18 protein-coding genes are annotated in these 18634 nt (G+C 70.7%); 10 read left to right on the top strand and 8 right to left on the bottom strand.

Annotation, left to right across the window (positions count from 1 at the left end; all coding sequences use genetic code 11):
• Positions 1-5: 5 nt before the first annotated feature.
• Positions 6-1355: an MFS transporter gene (locus RWE79_RS03670; RefSeq protein ID WP_475938544.1), complete on the bottom strand. Its 1350-nt coding sequence runs from the start codon at positions 1353-1355 to the stop codon at positions 6-8.
• A 269-nt stretch (positions 1356-1624) separates the two neighbouring features.
• Here RWE79_RS03670 and RWE79_RS03665 point away from each other — a divergent pair, with 269 nt between their 5' ends.
• The 6 genes from RWE79_RS03665 (at position 1625) to RWE79_RS03640 (ending at position 6319) form a co-directional block, all read left to right on the top strand.
• On the top strand, positions 1625-2371 hold the full coding sequence (locus RWE79_RS03665) for a PIG-L deacetylase family protein (protein WP_475938543.1): 747 nt from the start codon (positions 1625-1627) through the stop codon (positions 2369-2371).
• On the top strand, positions 2368-3081 hold the full coding sequence (locus RWE79_RS03660; RefSeq protein WP_475938542.1) for a 4-carboxy-4-hydroxy-2-oxoadipate aldolase/oxaloacetate decarboxylase: 714 nt from the start codon (positions 2368-2370) through the stop codon (positions 3079-3081). The genes RWE79_RS03665 and RWE79_RS03660 overlap by 4 nt, the downstream gene beginning before the upstream one ends.
• A gap of 47 nt (positions 3082-3128) precedes the next feature.
• Complete coding sequence (locus tag RWE79_RS03655) at positions 3129-4175, top strand: 4-oxalomesaconate tautomerase (RefSeq protein ID WP_475945578.1); 1047 nt, start codon at positions 3129-3131, stop codon at positions 4173-4175.
• A 116-nt stretch (positions 4176-4291) separates the two neighbouring features.
• Complete coding sequence (locus RWE79_RS03650) at positions 4292-5266, top strand: VOC family protein (RefSeq protein ID WP_475938541.1); 975 nt, start codon at positions 4292-4294, stop codon at positions 5264-5266.
• Positions 5267-5338: 72 nt separating this feature from the next.
• On the top strand, positions 5339-6031 hold the full coding sequence (locus RWE79_RS03645) for a GntR family transcriptional regulator (protein WP_475938540.1): 693 nt from the start codon (positions 5339-5341) through the stop codon (positions 6029-6031).
• 33 nt (positions 6032-6064) lie between these two features.
• A complete protein-coding gene (locus RWE79_RS03640; RefSeq protein WP_475945576.1) occupies positions 6065-6319 on the top strand; it encodes an Ldh family oxidoreductase in 255 nt (84 codons plus the stop codon).
• 62 nt (positions 6320-6381) lie between these two features.
• On the opposite strand, the gene RWE79_RS03635 is transcribed toward RWE79_RS03640, so the two are convergent.
• Positions 6382-7341 carry an alpha/beta hydrolase gene (locus tag RWE79_RS03635; RefSeq protein WP_475938539.1) on the bottom strand — a complete coding sequence of 320 codons (960 nt, stop codon included), beginning with the start codon at positions 7339-7341 and terminating at the stop codon, positions 6382-6384.
• 186 nt (positions 7342-7527) lie between these two features.
• Between RWE79_RS03635 and RWE79_RS03630 the strand changes: the two genes are divergently transcribed.
• Complete coding sequence (locus RWE79_RS03630) at positions 7528-9009, top strand: alpha/beta fold hydrolase (RefSeq protein ID WP_475938538.1); 1482 nt, start codon at positions 7528-7530, stop codon at positions 9007-9009.
• Positions 9010-9402: 393 nt separating this feature from the next.
• Positions 9403-10239 (top strand): RES family NAD+ phosphorylase, encoded by an 837-nt coding sequence (locus RWE79_RS03625; protein ID WP_475938537.1) that lies wholly within the window; start codon positions 9403-9405, stop codon positions 10237-10239.
• A gap of 24 nt (positions 10240-10263) precedes the next feature.
• Here the strand turns inward: RWE79_RS03625 and RWE79_RS03620 are convergent, their stop codons facing one another.
• The 5 genes from RWE79_RS03620 to RWE79_RS03600 all read right to left on the bottom strand — a co-directional run bounded on the left by RWE79_RS03620 (position 10264) and on the right by RWE79_RS03600 (position 15621).
• Positions 10264-11187 (bottom strand): pseudouridine-5'-phosphate glycosidase, encoded by a 924-nt coding sequence (locus RWE79_RS03620; protein ID WP_475938536.1) that lies wholly within the window; start codon positions 11185-11187, stop codon positions 10264-10266.
• The gene (locus tag RWE79_RS03615) at positions 11184-12308 is read right to left on the bottom strand and encodes a carbohydrate kinase family protein (RefSeq protein WP_475938535.1); all 1125 of its coding nucleotides are present in this window, start codon (positions 12306-12308) and stop codon (positions 11184-11186) included. The genes RWE79_RS03620 and RWE79_RS03615 overlap by 4 nt, the downstream gene beginning before the upstream one ends.
• 82 nt (positions 12309-12390) lie before the next feature.
• Complete coding sequence (locus tag RWE79_RS03610) at positions 12391-13587, bottom strand: 4-hydroxybenzoate 3-monooxygenase (RefSeq protein ID WP_475938534.1); 1197 nt, start codon at positions 13585-13587, stop codon at positions 12391-12393.
• Positions 13588-13887: 300 nt separating this feature from the next.
• Positions 13888-14550, bottom strand: a complete 663-nt coding sequence (locus tag RWE79_RS03605; RefSeq protein WP_475938533.1) for a fasciclin domain-containing protein — start codon at positions 14548-14550, stop codon at positions 13888-13890.
• 564 nt (positions 14551-15114) lie between these two features.
• A complete protein-coding gene (locus RWE79_RS03600; protein WP_475938532.1) occupies positions 15115-15621 on the bottom strand; it encodes a zinc finger domain-containing protein in 507 nt (168 codons plus the stop codon).
• A 708-nt stretch (positions 15622-16329) separates the two neighbouring features.
• On the opposite strand from RWE79_RS03600, the gene RWE79_RS03595 reads away from it, so the two are divergent.
• Positions 16330-17154: a glutamate racemase gene (locus RWE79_RS03595; RefSeq protein ID WP_475945574.1), complete on the top strand. Its 825-nt coding sequence runs from the start codon at positions 16330-16332 to the stop codon at positions 17152-17154.
• 271 nt (positions 17155-17425) lie between these two features.
• On the top strand, positions 17426-18010 hold the full coding sequence (locus RWE79_RS03590; RefSeq protein ID WP_475938531.1) for an NADPH-dependent F420 reductase: 585 nt from the start codon (positions 17426-17428) through the stop codon (positions 18008-18010).
• 207 nt (positions 18011-18217) lie between these two features.
• On the opposite strand, the gene RWE79_RS03585 is transcribed toward RWE79_RS03590, so the two are convergent.
• Positions 18218-18487, bottom strand: coding sequence for a Thoeris anti-defense Tad2 family protein (locus RWE79_RS03585; protein WP_475938530.1), 270 nt, complete (start codon positions 18485-18487; stop codon positions 18218-18220).
• Positions 18488-18634 lie beyond the last annotated feature (147 nt).

The following is an 18634-nucleotide window of genomic DNA, read 5'->3' as shown; positions in this document are numbered from 1 at the left end:
CGGTGTCACGGCTGCTGAGGGAGGGCGACGTTGCCCAGCGGGCCGGCGGCCGGGACGGCCTCCACCCGGTCTCCCTCGGGCCGGCGGCGGATGAGGGCGATCATCGCGGCACCGAGCAGTCCGGCGACGGCGAAGACGGCGAAGCCCAGCCGGGACATGCCGCCGGCGACGAGGACGCCGCCCAGCCAGGGGCCGAAGACGGCGCCGAACCGGCCGATCCCGGAGACCCAGCCGAGTGCGGTGGCCCGGCTGGCGGCGTGGTAGTAGGCGCCGACGCTGGAGTAGATCAGTGTCTGGGCGCTGAACAGCCAGCTACCGGTGAGGAAGACGACCAGGTACGTCAGGGGGAGCGGCATGTGGACCGTGAGCAGACCGACACCGACGGCGGTCAGGGCGAACCAGATGATCGCCACGGGGCGGGAGCCGAAGCGGTCGGCGAGGCGTCCGGCGATCAGCATGCCGACGATGCCGCCGATGTTGATCACGAGGAGGAAGCCGACGGCGGAGCCGAGGTCGTAGCCGCTGGCGCGCATCATCGTCGGCAGCCAGGTGCTCACTCCGTAGACGAGCAGCAGACCGGCGAAGGACGCGATCCAGAACAGCACGGTGGTGATGCGGAGCGAGGGGGTGAACAGGCCGCTCAGGCTGCCCTTGGCCTCGGGGTTCTTCTTCGGCGTGAAGGCTTCGAGCGGTACGTCGTACCGCTGGGCGATCGCCTCCGCCTGGTCGGTGCGGCCCTTGGCCAGCAGGAAGGTCACCGACTCGGGCAGCATCACCGCGATCAGGGGCACGGCGACGACGATCGGCAGGGCGCCGAGCCAGTACACCGAACGCCAGCCCAGGGAGTCGACGAGGGAGACCACGAGGGTGCCGGCCAGGGCACCGCCGGCCTGGTGGGCGGTCATCAGGATGGTGACGCTGAGGTTCTTCCGCCACGGCGGGGCGTACTCCATGACCATCGCGATGGCGGTGGGGAGGAGCCCGCCGAGCCCGAGGCCGGCCAGCATCCGGGCGGCGCCGAAGGTGGTGACACTGTCCGCCATGGCACAGCCGGCGGAGCCCAGCGAGAAGATCACCACTCCGGCCATGATGATCTTCCGGCGACCCATGCGGTCGGTGATCAGCCCGGAACTCAGGGCGCCGATCAGCATGCCGAAGGTGGTGAGACTGCCGATGTCACCCGCGGTGACGGCGGTCATGCCGAGGCTCTTGTCGGCGAGGAGGTGGGGCAGGGTCGCCCCGTAGACGAACAGGTCGAGTCCGTCGAGCAGGACGACGAACCAGCAAAGAGCGATCACGCGCTTGGACAGGCGGCTGACTGCGGCGTCCGAACCGCGCACATCTTCCGAGGACATCCTTGTCCCTCTCGTCCAGAAGGTGGGAGCAGTGTTGCGCCCTGAAGTGCCCAGACGCTACTTCGGCGAACATCCCGTACACAAGAGATGTGGCGAAGATTGTTAACAATTTCCGGGACGGTCGGGCGTCCGGGGTGGAGGGTACTCGCGGTGCCTGTGATGATTTCCGCGCCAGCTTTCGCGACTAAATTGTTGACAATCTTGGTCGGCGCTAACGATAGTGAGCGCAGCGTCAGCCGCAAGAGACGCTGGACGAGAAGGAGAGGCGAATGTCGACGTCGACAACGGACACCCCGGGCAGCCTGCTGGTGATCAGCGCTCACGCGGGAGACTTCGTGTGGCGGGCCGGTGGGGCCATCGCCCTGGCCGCCGAGCGCGGGGACCGCGCGACGGTGGTGTGCCTGAGCTTCGGGGAACGCGGTGAGTCCGCCCGCGCGTGGCGCGAGGGCCGCTCGCTGGAGGAGATCAAGGCGATGCGCCGCGAGGAGGCCGAGAACGCGGCCGAGGCTCTCGGCGCCGACGTACGGTTCCTCGACGCCGGGGACTACCCGCTCCAGGAGTCGCACGAGCTCGTCGACCGGCTGGTGCACGTCTACCGCGAGCTGTCGCCCACCGTGGTACTGACCCACACCCTGGCCGACCCGTACAACGGCGACCACCCGGCCGCGGCGCGGATGGCACTTCAGGCCCGGGTCCTGGCGCAGGCCATCGGCTACGACGCCCCCGGCGAGCCGCTCGGCGCGCCCCCGGTCTTCCAGTTCGAGCCGCACCAGCCGGAGCAGTGCGACTTCCGCCCCGACGTGCTGCTGGACATCACCTCGGTCTTCGACCGCAAGCGCAAGGCCATGGAGTGCCTGCCCGCCCAGGTGCACATGTGGGACTACTACACCGACCTGGCCAAGCGCCGGGGCGTGCAGGTCAAGCGCAACGCCGGCCCGAACCTCGGTCTGCCCCACAACACCATGGGCGAGGCCTACGTCCGGGTGTACCCGCAGGTCACCGGGGTGCTCGCATGAACCGGGTGATCGTCACCGACCCGCCCCGGGCCGATCTGGGCGACGCTGACACGCTGGCGGGGTTCGGAGTGGCCACCGTGCACGAGGCGCTGGAGCGCACCGGCCTGCTCGGCCCGGACCTCCGGCCGATCCAGGACGGCGCCCGCATCGGCGGCACCGCCGTGACGGCGGTCTGCTGGCCCGGCGACAACCTGATGATCCACGCGGCGGTGGAACAGTGCCTGCCCGGCGACATCCTGGTGGTGACCACCACCTCGCCCTCGCGTGACGGCCTGTTCGGCGAGCTGTTCGCGACCGCCCTGCAGTACCGCGGGGTACGCGGGCTGATCATCAACACCGGCGTACGCGATATCGCGGACCTGCGTGACATGGGCTTCCCGGTGTGGTCCGCGGCGGTCAGCGCCCAGGGCACCGTCAAGGCCACCGCCGGCGCGGTGAACGTACCGGTCGCGATCGGCGGGCAGATCATCCACCCGGGCGACGTGGTGCTGGCCGACGACGACGGGGTCATGTGCGTACCGCGGCAGTCGGTCGACGAGGCCATCCGTGCCTCCCGGGCCCGGCTGGACAAGGAGGCCGCCGCCCGTGAGGCCTTCCGCGAGGGCCAGCTCGGACTCGACCGCTACGGCCTGCGCAAGACGCTCGCCGAACTGGGCGTGGAGTACGTCACCGCCGACGAGTACGCGCTCCGCCGGGACGGCCGGCGGTGACCGGCACCGGCCGGGCCCGGGCCCCCCACGACGCCGGCGTGCGGTGCATGCTGATGCGCGGCGGCACCTCCAAGGGGGCCTACTTCCTCGGCACCGACCTGCCCGAGGACCCGGCCGCCCGCGACGACCTGCTGCTGCGCTTCATGGGTACCCCGGACCCGCGCCAGATCGACGGACTCGGCGGCGCGCACCCGGTCACCAGCAAGGTCGCCGTCGTGTGGCCCGCCGCCGGGCCCGGCCGGGACGTCGACTACCTGTTCCTGCAGCTGGGCGTCGACCAGCCGACCGTCTCGGACCGCCAGACCTGCGGCAACCTGCTCGCCGGAGTCGGACAGTTCGCCGTCGAACGCGGCCTGGTGACGGCCGGGGCGCAGCGCACCACGGTGCGTGTCCGGCTGGTCAACACCGACGCCGTCGCGGTGTCCGGCTTCGCCACCCCCGGCGGCCGGGTGGACTACTCCGGCACCACGGCCGTCTCCGGCGTGCCGGGGACGGCGGCGCCGGTCGAGCTGGACTTCACCGACACCGAGGGATCGGTGTGCGGCAGCCTGCTGCCCACCGGCCAGGTGCGTGACGAGATCGACGGCATCGCCGTCACCTGCGTCGACAACGGCATGCCGGTCGTGGTCGCGGCGGCGGCCGACCTCGGCCTCACCGGCTACGAGTCCGTCGCGGAACTGGCCGCCGACACCGCGCTCACCGCCCGGATCCAGTCGCTGCGTACCAAGGCGGGCAAGCTGATGGGCCTCGGCGACGTCAGCGACACGTCCGTACCCAAGACCACCCTGGTCGCCGCGCCCCGCGACGGCGGCGCGATCTGCACCAGGACGTTCATCCCGCTGGTGCCGCACCCCTCGATCGGGGTGCTGGGCGGGGTGAGCGTGGTGACCGCGCTGCTGCTCGACGGCGCGGCCGGCCACGGCCTGCTCGTCCCGCCGCCGGGCGGCGGCCCCCTGGAGATCGAGCACCCCACCGGAAAACTCGCCGTCGGCGTCGAGTTCGACCACGCGTCCGGAACGCCCCGGGTACGCCGGTCGACCGTTATCCGTACCGCCCGCAAGCTGTTCGACGGCACGGTCTTCCCCCGCCCCTGACCGCCCGCCCCGCCCGCCCGCCCGCCTGACCGCCCGCCCGACCGACCGCCCGGCCCCCTGACCGCCGCCGGTCCGTCCGGCACCCGCACCCCACCGAACGTCCTCAGGAGCCAACGATGCCCCACCTTGAGCCCTCACCCCGCCACGAGATCGCGCACCTCGGGCATGTCGAACTGTTCACCCCCGAGCCGGAGAAGAGCCTGGAGTTCTTCGTCCGGGTGCTGGGGCTGACCGAGAACGGCACCGACGGCGACTCGGTCTACCTGCGCACCTGGGACGACTACGAGCACCACAGCCTCAAGCTCACCGCCGCCAGGACCTCCGGCGTCGGGCGGACCGCGCTGCGCGCCTCCAGCGAGGACGCGTTGAAGCGGCGGGTGGCCGCGATCGAGGAGCGCGGACTCGGCATCGGCTGGACGGACGGCGACACCGGCATCGGCCCGACCTATGTCTTCCGCGACCCGGACGGCCACGAGATCGAGATCTACTGGGAGACCGAGCGGTACCAGCCGCCCGAGCATCTGCGCCCCGCGCTGAAGAACCAGGCCCAGGCCTACCCGGCCCGCGGGGTCGGAGTGCGCCGCCTCGACCACGTCAACTACCTGGCCCGGGACGCGGCCGCCAACGGCGGCTTCGTCTGCGACGCCCTGGGCGGCCGGGTGACCGAGCAGATCCAGCTCGACAGCGGGGTCATCTCCGGACAGTGGACGCACTTCGCGCAGAAGTCCTACGATCTCGTCTACACCAACGACTGGACCCGGTCCAGGGGGCGACTGCACCACATCGCGTTCGCCACCGACACCCGCGAGGACATCCTTCGCGCCGCGGACATCGCCCTCGACCACGACGTCTTCATCGAGACCGGCCCGCACAAGCACGCCATCCAGCAGACCTTCTTCCTCTACCTCTACGAGCCCGGTGGCAACCGCATCGAGCTGTGCAACCCCACCGCCCGGCTGATCTTCGCCCCGGACTGGGAGCCGGTCACCTGGACCGAGGCCGAGCGCGCCAAGGGCCAGGCCTGGGGCCTGAAGACCATCGGGTCCTTCCACACGCACGGCACCCCGCCGGTGGACCCGCAGGACTCCTGAATCCGGCGGGGGACCGGATCGCTACCATGAGCCGAACAATATTGTCGCCAATCAATGAGGGTGGGAGCAGCGATGGCAGCACACGGAGGCACGGCCAAGCCAACGGACCCCGGTCAGCCGGAGCCGGTCGTCGACGCGTTGCGCTCCGCCATCACCAGCGGCGACTTCGCTCCCAACCAGCGGCTCGTGGAAGCCGAGTTGTGCGAACAGTTCGGTGCCAGCCGGGCCGGCGTCAGGAACGCGCTGGTGCAACTGGCCAGTGAGGGGCTGGTCGAGCGGATCCAGAACCGCGGCGCCCGGGTACGGGCGGTGTCCCTGGACGAGGCCATCGAGATCACCGAGATCCGCATGGCCCTGGAGGGCCTGTGCGCGGCCAAGGCGGCCGAGCGCGCCACCGAGGACGACCGCCGGGGCCTGCGGGAGATCGGCGAGCGGATGCAGGCCGCGGTGGCCGCCGGGGACGTGCTCGGCTACTCCGACCTCAACAAGCAGCTCCACGCGGTGATCCTCACCGTCAGCGGACAGCAGACCGCCCGGACCGTACTGGAGCGGCTGCGCGGGCAGAACGTCCGTCACCAGTTCCGGCTGGCCATGCACCCGGGCCGGGCCAATGTGTCCCTGCCCCAGCACCTGAAGATCATCGACGCGCTCTGCACGGCGGACCCCGCGGCCGCCGAGGCGGCCATGAGGGAGCACCTGCGCAGCGTCATCGACGCGCTGCCGCAGGTGGAGAAGCCCCGGCCGCGCCGCCTCGACACGATCTGACCCCTCCCCGGCGCTTGCCCCCGGTAGCCGGAGATCGCGATCGACGCGTCGGCCTTCGGCGACACCGGCGTCTTCACCGAGGCGGTGGACACCACACCGCGCACGCTCAAGGAACTGCCCCTGGCGGACGGCGCCGACGGCGTGTTCCACCCCGGCGAGCGCAGCGACGCGGTGGCCGCCCGTCGGGGCCGGTCGGGCGTGCCGGTGTCGCCGAAGGTGTGGCGCGAACTGCTGGAGAAGGCCGGGAAGCCCGGTATCACGCCGGCACCCGCCGGCACCGACGGCTGACCGGCCACCCGGCCGGCGGCGCGGCCCGGGGGCGGCGGGGCGTGCGGCGACGCCCCGCCGCCTCAGCGGGCGTCGGCCGCCTCGCCCTCGGTGTCGCCCCCGGTGGCCCGCCGCACATGCCGGGCGATCAGCCCGTAGACCTGGCGTGCCTTCTCCACGTCCTTGCCGTCGTACCCGTGGTCGGCTCCCGCCACGTCGTGGTGCTCGACGAGCGCGCCGGCCGTGCGCAGGCGCTCCGCGTAGCGTTCCCCCTCGGCCTTCAGCAGATCGAACTCGGCGGTCACCACCAGGGCCGGGGCGATGCCCGTGAGATCCGCTGTCTCGGCGGGATGGGCGGGTGATACGAGCCGGTCGGCACGCTGCCCGGCGTCGGGCACGTAGGCGCTGTCGAAGATGTCCGCCATCCACGGGCGCAACATGGGCCGGGGGATGGCGGCACGTTTGTCCCGGGCCTTCGTCGCGAGGTCCAGCGGCGGATAGTGCAGGACCTGGAGCGCGATCGGCGGCCCGTCCTGTTCGAGGGCCTGACGTGCCACCGCGGCGGCGATGCCGCCACCGGCGCTCTGTCCGCCCACGGTCAGCCGGTCGCCGTCCCAGCCCTGCTCCGCGCCGTGCGCGGCGATCCAGCGGACCACCTCGAACGCCTGGTGGGGCGGGCCGGGAAACGGGTGCTGCGGAGCGAGCGCGTAGTCGACGTTGACCACGGCCACACCGGCCTCCGCGGCCAGGTAACGGCAGAACGGGTCGTCCATCTCCGTCAGTTCCATGACGTACCCGCCGCCGTGGAAGTTCACGTGGACCGGTGGCGGCCCGTCCGTCTTCGCGGGCAGATAGACCACGGCACGGGCCGGGGCGACCGTGGCCGGGATCGTCAACTCGCGGGAGAGCCGCGGGAACTCGGGGAAGCGCTCGGGAGCCGGGCCGGCGGTGCCGGGCCTGCCTGCCCGGCGGGACAGCGCGACGAGCCGTTGCAGTGCCCTGGCGGCGAAGGCGGCCACTGCCGGGCGGGCGAGTATGGACATGCGGCTCCGTTCGGTAGATCCGGTGCCCCGGTTGTATCAGGCGGCACGGACCCGGAACCCGGGGAGGCCGGGTTCGAGGTGTCCCTCAGCCTGCCCCTGGCGACGATTGGGGTCACACGGGGGTGGCTATATTCCTGGAAACAGATACCGAAGCCCGAACGAGGGGCGTATCACCAGGGGGAATTGATGCGCAGGGCCGCGATCGTCTTCGTACACGGCTTGTTCTCCTCGTCCGCCACCTGGGACGACCTCAGGGATCAGCTGTCCGGGACACCCGGGATTGCACAGGATTTCGATTTACTTTTCTTCAACTATGCGACACCCCGGGTGTCATGGCATCCGTTGCGCAAAATGCCGAACATCGACACCGTCGCGGAGAGCCTCAAGAGTTATCTGGCGGATCAGCCGATCCCGCACGAGCGCCTGGTGATCGTCACCCACAGCCAGGGCGGACTGGTGGCCCAGCGGTTCCTGTCGCGGATGCTGGCGGAGGGGCGTGGCTGGGAGCTCGCCAGGATCCGGCGCGTGGTCATGTTCGCCTGCCCCAACAACGGGTCGGAGCTCTTCCTGCTGCTGCGCCGGGGACTCATGGGGGTCACGAGGAACAGCCAGGAGCGGGAGCTCAGGCCGCTCCAGTCCTCGGTGCAGGAGGCGCAGCGCAGGGTGATGGCCGGAATAGTGCACGCACGGTACGTGTCGCGCGACCGCTGCCCCATTCCCATCGTCTCCTACGCCGGTGAGAGCGACAATGTCGTTTCTCCCTCGTCGGCGGTGAGTATCTTCCCCGAATCCGCCGTGGTACCCGGGGATCATTTCTCCGTCATCAAACCAACTCCGGACGGGCGACTGATGCGGGCCCTGCTGGGGAATCTGGAAAAGGCCCTGCTGGAGCCTTTTCCCGAGGAGTCGATATCGAGTACGCCGACGCATCCGCAGGGCGGTGCGCAGAAAGAGGAGTTCCTGGCCGAGCATCAGTTGTTCGGCCCGGTGGTCGTGCCGACGAGCCCATGGGCCACCACCCAGTTCTTCATTCACGGGGGGCCGCTCGAACAGATCTCGGACATCGACGTCATCGTGTCCTCGGAGAACATATACCTCCAGATGTCGCAGTTCTACAAGTCGTCGACATCGGGAAGTCTTCGCCGGGCCGCAGCCATCAAGGGTGCCGGTGGCGAGATTCTCGAGGACGTCGCCGGGGACAACCTCATCGAGTGGCTGCGGACCAACGCGCGCTATGGACTTCCGGTCCAGATCGGCACCGTGGCGCCGACCCCGTCCGGCGCGCTGGCGGAGCGCAACGTGTCACGTATCTACCATGCGGCCATCGTCAGCCCGGTCGACGGAACCAGTGACTACACGGTCAATCCCCATGCGATCACCCGGGCCACGCACAATGTGTTCATGCTGGCCCGCCGTGAACGCCGGGAACTGGATCTGCCGCTGAGCTCCATCTGTCTGCCCCTTTTCGGATCCGGCCGGGGCGGGATAACGGTGGCCAGGAGCTTCGATCTGGTGTGGGACGCCCTGATGAGCGAGTTGTCGAACGACAGCTCGTGGAGTATTCATTTCGCCACCCGGAGAAGGCGGAACTTCGAGATGGTCAAGGAGCGTCTGCTCGCCAGAAAGGAGCAGAACGAGGCCCGGTTACTGCGCCGGAACGAGGGATAGCGGCCCGCGCCGCCGGTACGGCGGTGCCGTCGTGGCTGTACCTTGGTCCCCATGGGGAGTGCCAGCGGCGGCGACGCGGCCGCACCTTGCGGGCCGTCAGCGGGCAGTGCGACCGTCTGCTTGAAGCACGTCCACGACATGTATCTGGCGAAGCGGCTCTCCGATGCGGCCACCTTGGGTGATTGCGGCTCGTGCCGGGGGAGTTCGGGGGGCTCGACCCCGGTCGTCCGGCTGGAGCGACTCGCCGGGATCATGTGGTCGGCGGTTTTCGACGGCGATCCGGGCGGCGACGGCAACCCGGGCACGGAATGGGCGCACGGCGACTGGCCCAAGGTCTCTCCCGGCCCCGCCCAGGCCGTCGCGGAGGCCTGCGGTACCGCTCTCGACCCCGACGTGCTGGCCAAGGTCGAGGAATTCATCGACTGCCGCACCTGGGACAGCGACCGGGACTCCTTCGTTCCGCCGTCCACCGCGATGCGGGACAACTGGACGAATTTCTGCCGGACAGTGGCCGAACGCGATCTGGATTTACCTCACGGCGACACATCGCCCGGCTCCGACCGGGACAAGCTGATCTCCTTCATGGGCCGGATCACCGGAATGGTCCAAGAAGCGGGACTGATCACCGAGTGCCTGCCCGGCGAGAGGATCTGGCGCGGCCGGATGCGGGCCGACCGGACACCTCCCCATTACACCGCCGCCGATATCGGCTCCGCGCCCCCCGGCCGCGCCGCCGAGAACCGGATGAGCCGTTCCGGCGTTCCCCTGTTCTACGGATCCGCCGATATCGATACCGCAGTCGCGGAGATCTCCGCACGCGACGAACGGCCTTTCGCCGCCGTAGCGGCTTTCGAGGTGACCAGAAAACTCAAGGTGATCGATCTCGCCCATATTCCGGAGCCGCCGAGCGTGTTCGACACCGGACAGAGGTCGCGCCGCCGGTCCATGGTATTCCTCAGGGCCGTCGCCGACGATCTGAAAAGAGCCGTCTTCTACGACGGCCGCGAGCACCGGGACTATCGGCCCACACAATATGTGACCGACTACTTCCGTGACTCCGCGAGCCTCCTGGTCGACGGAATCTGCTTTCGCTCCGCGCACAACGGAGGCGTCAACTACGCGCTGTTCATCGATTCCACGCGGTGCGTGGGACCCGACGAGGAGCGGGGCCGCGGTGCCCTGCGGCTGATCCGCGGGAGTGAACGCGTGGTCCCCCGTCGCACTCCCTGACCCCTTGCCCCCGGCGGCCGCGGACTACCGGAGAGCCACGTATTCGGCCGCGACCCGGGCGCCGAGCCGGGCGTTGTTCTTGACCAGGGCGATGTTGGTGCGCAGGCTCTCGCCGTCGGTGAGTTCGACGATCCGGCCCAGCAGGTACGGGGTGGCCTCCTTGCCCGCGATACCGGCCTTGTCCATTTCGGCGAGGGCCTGTTCGATGATGCCGCCGATCCGGTCGGCCGGAACCTCGTCCTCCGCGGGGACGGGGTTGGCGATGCTGATGCCGCCGGGGATGTTCAGATCCCAGCGGGCGTGCATGACGGCGGCGATCTCGCGGGCCGAGTCGACCCGCATCGGGGACGCGAAGCCGCTGCTTCGTGAGTAGAAGGCGGGGAACTCGTCGGTGCCGTAGCTGAGCACGGGCACCCCCAGGGTCTCCAGCGTCTCCAGGGTGAGTCCGATGTCGAGGATGCTCTTCACCCCGGCGCTGATGACCGCGACGCTGGTGGCGGCGAGTTCGGTGAGGTCGGCGCTGATGTCGAAGGTCGTCGGTGCCCCGCGGTGGACACCGCCGATGCCGCCCGTCACGAAGACATCGATCCCGGCCAGGGACGCGAGCCGCATCGTACTGGCGACGGTGGTCGCGCCGTGCCCGCCGCGTGCCATGACGTAGGCCAGGTCGCGGACACTGGCCTTGACCACCTCCGTGCTGGTCGCGAGCAGTTCCAGATCCGCCGGGGTCAGACCGATGCGGGGCCGGCCGTGCAGCACGGCGATGGTCGCCGGGACCGCCCCGCCCTCGCGGATGATCTCCTCGACCTGGGTGGCCATCTCCACGTTCTGCGGATACGGCATGCCGTGACTGATGATGGTCGATTCGAGAGCGACGACGGGACGCCCGTCGTGCAGCGCCTCACGGACCTCCTCGGTCAGGGTCAGCCGGGGGTGCGGAATCGTCATGTCTGGCTCCGTGTCGGGTTGTTCAACGCGTCCTCGATCAGACGCGGGGTCAGGTCCGGGCGTACCGTGGCCGTGCTGGCGACGGTCAGCGCGGCGGCGGCGTGGCCGTAGTGGGCCGCGTCGACCGGATCGCTGCCCGTCAGCAGCGCGTGGACGAAGGCGCCGAGCATCGCGTCGCCGGCTCCGGTGACATCGCGTACCTCGGTGGGCGGCGCGGTGAGGAATGTGTGGCCCTCGCCGAGGGTGCTCAGCAGGCTGCCGCGCTCGCCGAGCCGCACCCAGGCATGCCGCACCCCCCACTCGTTCAGTACGGCGGCGGCCGCGATCAGCTCCGCCCGCCCGGTGCCGACCGGGCGGCCGATGATCGCCGACAGCTCCTCCACGTTCGGGGTGACGGCGAAGACCGGCCGCTCGGCGGCGAGCAGCGGAGCGAGGAGCGCGGCCTTGGGGGCGCTCACCGGGTCGATCACGGTCGGGACGTCGGCGGCGTACGCGATGTCCAGTGCGTAACCCAGGGCCGCCGCCGAGAGATTGCCGTCGAGCACCAACAGGCTCGCGCTCGCGATGAGCTCCCGCGCGTGCTGGAGGTCCTGCGGCGACAGGCCGTCCGTGGCCGCCATGTCCGCGACGGCCACCAGCATGTCCCCGTCGGCGTCGAGCACCGCCGTGTAGGTGCCGGTCGGATGTGCGCTGCGATGCACATGGTCGACGCGCACCCCCGCCGCCCGGGTGTCGCTCAGCAGCCGCTCGCCCGCGGTGTCGCGCCCGACCGCCGCGATGAGCTGGGTCGGGGTGCCCAGCCGCGCCAGATTCTCCGCGACATTGCGCCCGACGCCGCCCGAAGTGGTGTGCGACCGGCCGGGGTTGCTGGTGCGGGCCTGGACCGGCGCGAGGCTGCGCACCTTGATGTCGACATTGGCGCCGCCGATGACCACGACCGTGTTCTCCTGGCGCAGGATGTAGCCGCGCCCCAGGATCGCGCCCTTCTTGCCCAGGTTGGACAGGTGCACGTTGACCGCGGTGCGGGTACTCCCGAGGGCGTCGGCGATCGCCTGGGGCCCGGCCAGCGGATCATGGCGCAGCAGCGCGATGATTTCGCGTTCCCGTTGGGTCAGCATCATGCTTGGCAAGATAAAGGCGCTTTACCGCAATAAGCAAGCCTTTTGCGAAAGGAGCCCCTGACCGGGCATGCCCGTGGACTGCTCAGGCCAGGCCCGCCATCAGCTCCGCGAAGGCCTGGGCGGCGGCCCGTGAGTCCGACAGCCGGTCCAGCCGGGCCCGCGCCAGCGCGCGGCGGAACGGCCCTGTCACCGAGTCGTCGCCCGCGTCGTGCAGGGTCTGCGTCATCCAGTGCGAGAACTCCTGGTAGCTCCAGGTGCGTCGCAGGCACACCCGCGAGTACGCCGCCAGTCCCGCTTCGTCGCCGTCGCGGACCAGGTCCCGTACCGCCCGGGCCAGCACCTCGGCGTCGTACAGCGCGATGTTCATGCCCTTCGCGCCGGTCGGCGGCACGATGTGTGCCGCGTCGCCGACCAGGAACAGCCGCCCGTGGCTCATCGGTTCGTGGACCACGCCGCGCAGCGGGAACACCTCCCGGTCGGTGACCGGCCCCGAGGCCAGGCCGGGATCGTCCAGCCGGGCCCGCAGCTCCGGCCACAGGCGCTCGTCCGGCCAGTCGGTGGTCAGCTCGTCCGGCGGACACTGGAGGTAGAAGCGGCTGGCCCGTGGGCCGCGCGCGAAGTGCGCCGCGAAACCGCGCCGGCCGACGGCCATCAACGGGTGCTCGGGCGCCGGGACATCGGCGAGCACGGTCAGCCAGCCTATGCCGTGGTCGAAGGCGTACGACGTGAGGACACCTTCCGGTATCGACCTCCGGCTCACCCCGTGGTCGCCGTCGCAGCCCGCGACGACCGCGCACTCGATCTCGTGCGTGGCGCCCCCGGCATCGCGGTAGCGGACCAGCGGCCGCGCGCTGTCGAGCCGGTGCAGGGAGACCGCCGAGGCGTCGAACCGCAGATCGCCGGCGCCGTCGAGGAACGTGGCGATCAGCCGCCTGACCAGCATCTGCTGAGGGCACAGCAGCGCCGGGGGCCCGTCGAGCCCGCTGTCCTGATCGAGCAGCCGCCGCTCCCCGTCCACCCGGATCTCCAGCAGATGCCCCGCCGGAGCGGTTCCGAGCACCTGCTCCGCCAGCCCCCACTCCTGGAACATGCCCACCGCCCGGGGCTCCACGATGCCGGCCCGCTGCCGCTCCTCGACGTGCTCCCGGCCACGGCGCTCCAGCACCACGCAGTCCACTCCACTGATGCGCAGCAGATTCGCGACCGTCAGCCCCGCCGGTCCGGCCCCCACGACCACCACGGTCGTGCTCTCACGCACGGTGTGCCCGCTTCCCGTCACGCACCGCACCGTAGTGCCCCGGGCCGGCCTCCACCAGGGCGCGCGAACGCTCTGAACAGCCGGGGGGGGCGGCCCGCCGCCAACGGAGGGGGGGTGGTTGGCGCCGGGCCGCTTCCACACTGTGACACACAAGGGGTGGTCCAGCGGTCGTGGTCAGCCTGTCCGGAGGTGGCCGTGCCGCATCCGGCCACGGTGCCGCCGGGAGCCCGGCCGCCGGCAGCCGGGGATCCCGGAGACCTTTCTCCGTAGGCGGAGTTGCCCGTGCTGCCCGTGCTGCCCGTGCTGCCCGTGCTGCCCGGGTTACTTGGGCATCAGCACGCTGTCGATGATGTAGACCGTGGCGTTGGAGGTCCGCACATTGCCGCAGACGACCTTGGCGGAGTCGTTGACGGTGTAGGACTGGTCGGAGCCGGTGGTGGTGAGCTCGCTCTTCTCCAGGGTGGCGAAGGAGCCGTTCTCCAGCTGCTCGGGCGTGATGCCTCGGCCGACGACGTGGTAGGTCAGGAGCTTGGTGAGGGCGGCCTTGTCGCTGAGGACCTTGGTGAGGGTGGCCTTGGGGATCTTGGCGAAGGCGTCGTTGGCGGGCGCGAACACGGTGATGCCCGTGGCGTTGTTGAGGGTGTCCACCAGGCCGGCCTTCTTCACGGCGGTGACCAGCGTGGACAGGGCCGGGTTGTGGGAGGCCGCGGTGGCCACCGGGTCCTGGGACATACCGTCGAAGCTGCCCGCGCCCGACTTGGGCACCGAGGCACAGCCCGCACCGAACGGCTCGTCGGTGCCGGCGGCGGTCGCGTTGTCCATGGGCCGCGAGGCGCTCGGCGAACCCGCCGAGGACCTGGCGGACGACGAGGCGGTGTCCTTGCTGTCGTCGCCGGAGCAGGCCGTCAGCGCGAGCGGCAGCAGGGCGGCGGCCGTCACGGTCATGGCCAGGCGGCGGAAGCAGCGGGTGCTGTCGATGCTCATGGCGTGATCTCCTGTAATTCGGACACGGGGAACGGGGACAGCGAGGGAGCCGGATTCCATCGGTCCGTCCGGCCTTTCACTGTCCATGTGAGTACTCCGTAGCCGCGGCCGGAGATGGATTGCTTCGTCCCCTGGAAGAGTGAATTCCCGTACCGTCCTGAAAAAGGGCGGGAATTGACCAATCCGTGCGGCCGCCCGTCTCGTATCGGGAGGCCGCCGGCGCATACGGCTGTCCGTGCCGCCGCTGCCACCGTCGCTGCCGTCGCAGCAGCCGTCGAGCCGTGGCGACCACCCGGCCGGACATGTCCGGCGGCGCCTCCCGCGTCACGGCCATGGTCAGCCCCACGGTCGCCGCCGACGGATCTCGTACCTCGTGGGTGCAGGCACCGCACTCCGCCATGTGCTTTTCAAGGCTGTGCGGGTGTGTGTATCCGCCACGTACCTATGTGCTCGCCCCGGTCAATTTCCTTCCGGCATCACGACGACGCCCCGAAAACGCGCGCAAAACCCGTGCAGGGCCGAGGGGGGAACCGGGGGCCGCTGATCACCAGGCCGACGGCGTCCTCAGGCGTCCCGGCGCAGCCCGTACGCCCTGAGGTAGGGCTGCTGCGCGTCGACGGACCGCAGGAAGTGCGGGTCGCGGTTCTTGCCCCCGGCGGTCCGGCAGGTCGTCCCGGTGAGCGCACCGCAGTCACGGCAGTCCCACTCCAGGGCCTCGCGCGCGCCCTGCTCCTCTATCTGACGCAGTACGGTCCGGCGCTCCTGCCACCAGTCGTCCCGGACCTTGCGTTCCCCTGGCACCCCGGCGCGCTGCTGACGGCGGAACTCCTCCTGCCGGAGCGGATCGGCCAGCGGGCCCACCAGCGGCCTGTGCTCCACAGCGGTGTTCTTGGCCTGCTCGGCCTCGTCGAGTTCCTGCTGCAACGCCGCCGTCTCGTCGAGGACGAACTGCTCGAAGTCGGCGATCGTGCCCTCCGGCCGGGCATGCCGGAAGTGCACGACGGCGGCGTACACACGGCGGATCAGTACCAGTTCGCGCTGGCCGTGGTGATCGGTGAACTCGCTGTGCATCAGTAACCCCCTGATCGTTCCGTGCCGAGCAGAGTACTGCCAGGTCAGCGGAGTTGGGGTGTCGGACGGCAGGTGATCGGCGGTCGCGGCTCGCGGGTCGTTCGGGGGCGGGGGAGGCGATGGGGGCCTGATGTGTCACGGTGGGCCGGGGATTGTTCGGACAGGCGTAGCCGGACCTCATCAGTGACGCGGCTCCGGCCGACGGCGGGACGCGCCTCGGTTCCTGGGTGCCGCCCGCTCGTCGCGCCGGCGAGTGCTCGTGTTCTACGTCCAGAGCGAGCCCGGAAGTTCGCGCGCCGAGATGCGCCGGGTGTCTCCGGTCGACGGCGGCGCCGGAGTCGAGCGGCAGGTACAGCGTTCCGACGCCGACGCCGGTCTTCTTGCCGATGGAGGTGAAGGAGGCGCTGGTGGAGGCGGAGAGCACCTCACCGGCGGCGGCCGGGATCCGCGACCCGTCGCTGCGCGACACCAGAACCGGGCCGGCCGTACCAATTCCCCGGGATTGGCCATGCCGTCGGCGACGGTCACCGGACAGACTCGCGCCAGTGGCATTGAGGCACCGGCACACCGGAGGCGACTGGCATGGGGCACGAGATCACCGACCGCCACGGGCGGGAAGCTCAGCACGGGCACGGGCACGGGCACGGGCATGGGCACGGGCACGAGGAACGCGCCGCCGCCGCACCGGCGGCGCGCCATGGTGACCGGGTGAGGATCGCGCTCATGGACGCCGGAATCGGCTTGCTGGCGGCAGCCGCCGCGGTACGCCGTCTGCGCCCCGACGCCGATCTCGTCCTGTCCTCGGACCCCGACGGAATGCCCTGGGGACCGCGTACCCCGCAGGATGTCACGGGCCGCGCCCTCGCCGTCGCCGAGGCCGCCGCCGCGCACCGCCCCGACGCGCTGATCGTCGCCTGCAACACCGCCTCCGTCCACGCCCTGCCCGCCCTGCGAGCCCTGCTGGAACCGGAGTTGCCGGTCATCGGTACGGTCCCGGCCATCAAGCCGGCCGCCGCGGGCGGCGGACCCGTCGCCGTCTGGGCGACCCCCGCCACCACCGGCAGCCCCTACCAGCGCGGTCTCATCGCAGAGTTCGCCGGCGGAGTGACCGTCAGCGAGGTGTCCTGCCCCGGGCTCTCCGACGCCGTCGAGCGCGCCGACGAGGCGGCCATCGCCCTCGCGGTCGCCGACGCCGCGCAGCGCACCCCGCACGACGTAAGGGCCGTCGTCCTCGGCTGCACCCATTACGAACTCGTCGCCGAGCGCATCCGCGCGGCCGTTCAGCGGCCAGGTCTGCCGCCCCTCGCCCTGCACGGCTCGGCCGGCGCGGTCGCCGCCCACGCGCTGCGCCGCATCGGCGAGCAGCCCGCCCCGCAGGCGGCTGCCGACGGCACCCTGACCGTGATCCTCAGCGGGCGTGAGTCGGTGCTTCCCGCGGCTGCGCTGACCTACGACGAGGGCCGGCTGCATGCTCTCGGAGGCCTGCCCCACCGGCTGGCACCGCACCGAGCTCGCCAGGGTCCGGCCCGGTGACACCGTCGTCGTCCACGGGGCGGGGCCGTCGGTCTGATGGCCGCGCTGTCGGCGAACCCGGTCGGTGGGCGACGGGCAAGCCGACGTCAAGGCTGGATCGTCTCCCACGAGCTCCCGCAGGACGGGACGCCGCAAGAAAAGGTTGACGTGTCGCTCTTCTCGGATATGGTTGATTCATCAACCACTGGGTTGTCGTCGCACGCACGGGTCTCCGGCAGCGACGAACCCGCAGCATCCGACAAGGCTGGAAACACATATGAGGTACGCGATCGTGGGGACCGGAAACATCGGTTCCGCACTTGCGCACGTATTCGCCAGGGCCGGCATCGACGTCTCCATTGCCAACACCCGCGGACCCGAGTCGATCAGTGAGCTCACAGCCCCGCTCGCGCCCGTGGTGCGGGCGGTGACGCTGAGCGACGCGGTCAAGTGCGACGTCATCCTCCTGGCGATACCGTTCCTCGCGGTCGAGGAGTTCGGACGCCTCCTGCCGGACTGGACGGGGAAGATCGTCATCGACACCACGAACGCGTTCTGGGTGCCGGACGCCGACGAGGTGCTCCGGGGCCGACTGTCCTCCGAGTACGTCGCCGAGACGCTGCCCGGCGCCGATGTCGTCAAGGCGTTCAACCAGCTCCCGGCCGACGTCCTGGCGGAGGAACTGCCGGCCGGCCAGGGGAAGCGGGTGATCTTCGTGTCCAGCAACTCCGAAGACGCCGGCGCCAGGATCGCGCACCTGGTCGACGACCTCGGATTCGCGTCGATCGACGTCGGACGACTCGACGAGGGGGGCCGCCTCATCCAGGCCCGTAACGCCCTCGTGCTCAGAAACCTGATCGAGCGCCCGCTGCGCTGACCCACGCGTGCCGCCACCCGTGCCCTCGTGCCCGTCGGCACATCACTCAGGTCCGGACCGACCGGTCTGAGCAGAACCACCGAGAGGGCTCCCCGCCGTGTACATCGCCGCCGCCCGGGTCGGCTCAGCGGGTCCGTCCGGCGACCCAGGACACGTGCGGCCGGCGGACGCGCGACCCGGTGAGCGACCGCGGTGCCGCAACCGCTGTCACCGGTCCTGGCCGGAGACTCCCATGTACCAGTCGCTGGCCTGGGTCATGGCGTTCATGCTGGGAAAGTAGGGCTTGACGACATCGTCGACGTCCTTGAAGTAGACGGTGGCGCAGAGCGGATACGTACGGCCGTCCGGGGCCGTGATGACGGCGGGGGGCTGGATCCACACGTACTTGCCCGGCTGCTGCCAGGTGCGGCGGGCGAAAGTCAGGGTCGGATCGGCCTGTCCGGCCGCCAGCACCTGCGCCCAGGTCATGTCGGTCATGCCGGGAGCGTACGGCCTTCCCGGGGAACGCGCCCCGGGGCCCGCTGAGCGGACGTCCGTCAGCGAACGGTCAGCGAGTGGTGCGGGGCTTCCGGGAGTTTCTGACAGGCGCACGGGGCAGGCCCGTGCCGCACTCACCAGGAGCTC

This window comes from Streptomyces sp. RLA131, from assembly GCF_056270125.1.
This window is presented reverse-complemented; position numbering and strand designations above follow the sequence as displayed.

Coding starts and splice junctions, on each gene's coding strand:
- RWE79_RS03605 (WP_475938533.1), bottom strand. CDS start 14,550: ATGAGCATCGACAGCACCCGCTGCTTCCGCCGCCTGGCCATGACCGTG.
- RWE79_RS03615 (WP_475938535.1), bottom strand. CDS start 12,308: ATGATGCTGACCCAACGGGAACGCGAAATCATCGCGCTGCTGCGCCAT.
- RWE79_RS03600 (WP_475938532.1), bottom strand. CDS start 15,621: ATGCACAGCGAGTTCACCGATCACCACGGCCAGCGCGAACTGGTACTG.
- RWE79_RS03670 (WP_475938544.1), bottom strand. CDS start 1,355: ATGTCCTCGGAAGATGTGCGCGGTTCGGACGCCGCAGTCAGCCGCCTG.
- RWE79_RS03635 (WP_475938539.1), bottom strand. CDS start 7,341: ATGTCCATACTCGCCCGCCCGGCAGTGGCCGCCTTCGCCGCCAGGGCA.
- RWE79_RS03645 (WP_475938540.1), top strand. CDS start 5,339: ATGGCAGCACACGGAGGCACGGCCAAGCCAACGGACCCCGGTCAGCCG.
- RWE79_RS03650 (WP_475938541.1), top strand. CDS start 4,292: ATGCCCCACCTTGAGCCCTCACCCCGCCACGAGATCGCGCACCTCGGG.
- RWE79_RS03630 (WP_475938538.1), top strand. CDS start 7,528: ATGCGCAGGGCCGCGATCGTCTTCGTACACGGCTTGTTCTCCTCGTCC.
- RWE79_RS03655 (WP_475945578.1), top strand. CDS start 3,129: ATGCTGATGCGCGGCGGCACCTCCAAGGGGGCCTACTTCCTCGGCACC.
- RWE79_RS03665 (WP_475938543.1), top strand. CDS start 1,625: ATGTCGACGTCGACAACGGACACCCCGGGCAGCCTGCTGGTGATCAGC.
- RWE79_RS03620 (WP_475938536.1), bottom strand. CDS start 11,187: ATGACGATTCCGCACCCCCGGCTGACCCTGACCGAGGAGGTCCGTGAG.
- RWE79_RS03585 (WP_475938530.1), bottom strand. CDS start 18,487: ATGACCGACATGACCTGGGCGCAGGTGCTGGCGGCCGGACAGGCCGAT.
- RWE79_RS03660 (WP_475938542.1), top strand. CDS start 2,368: ATGAACCGGGTGATCGTCACCGACCCGCCCCGGGCCGATCTGGGCGAC.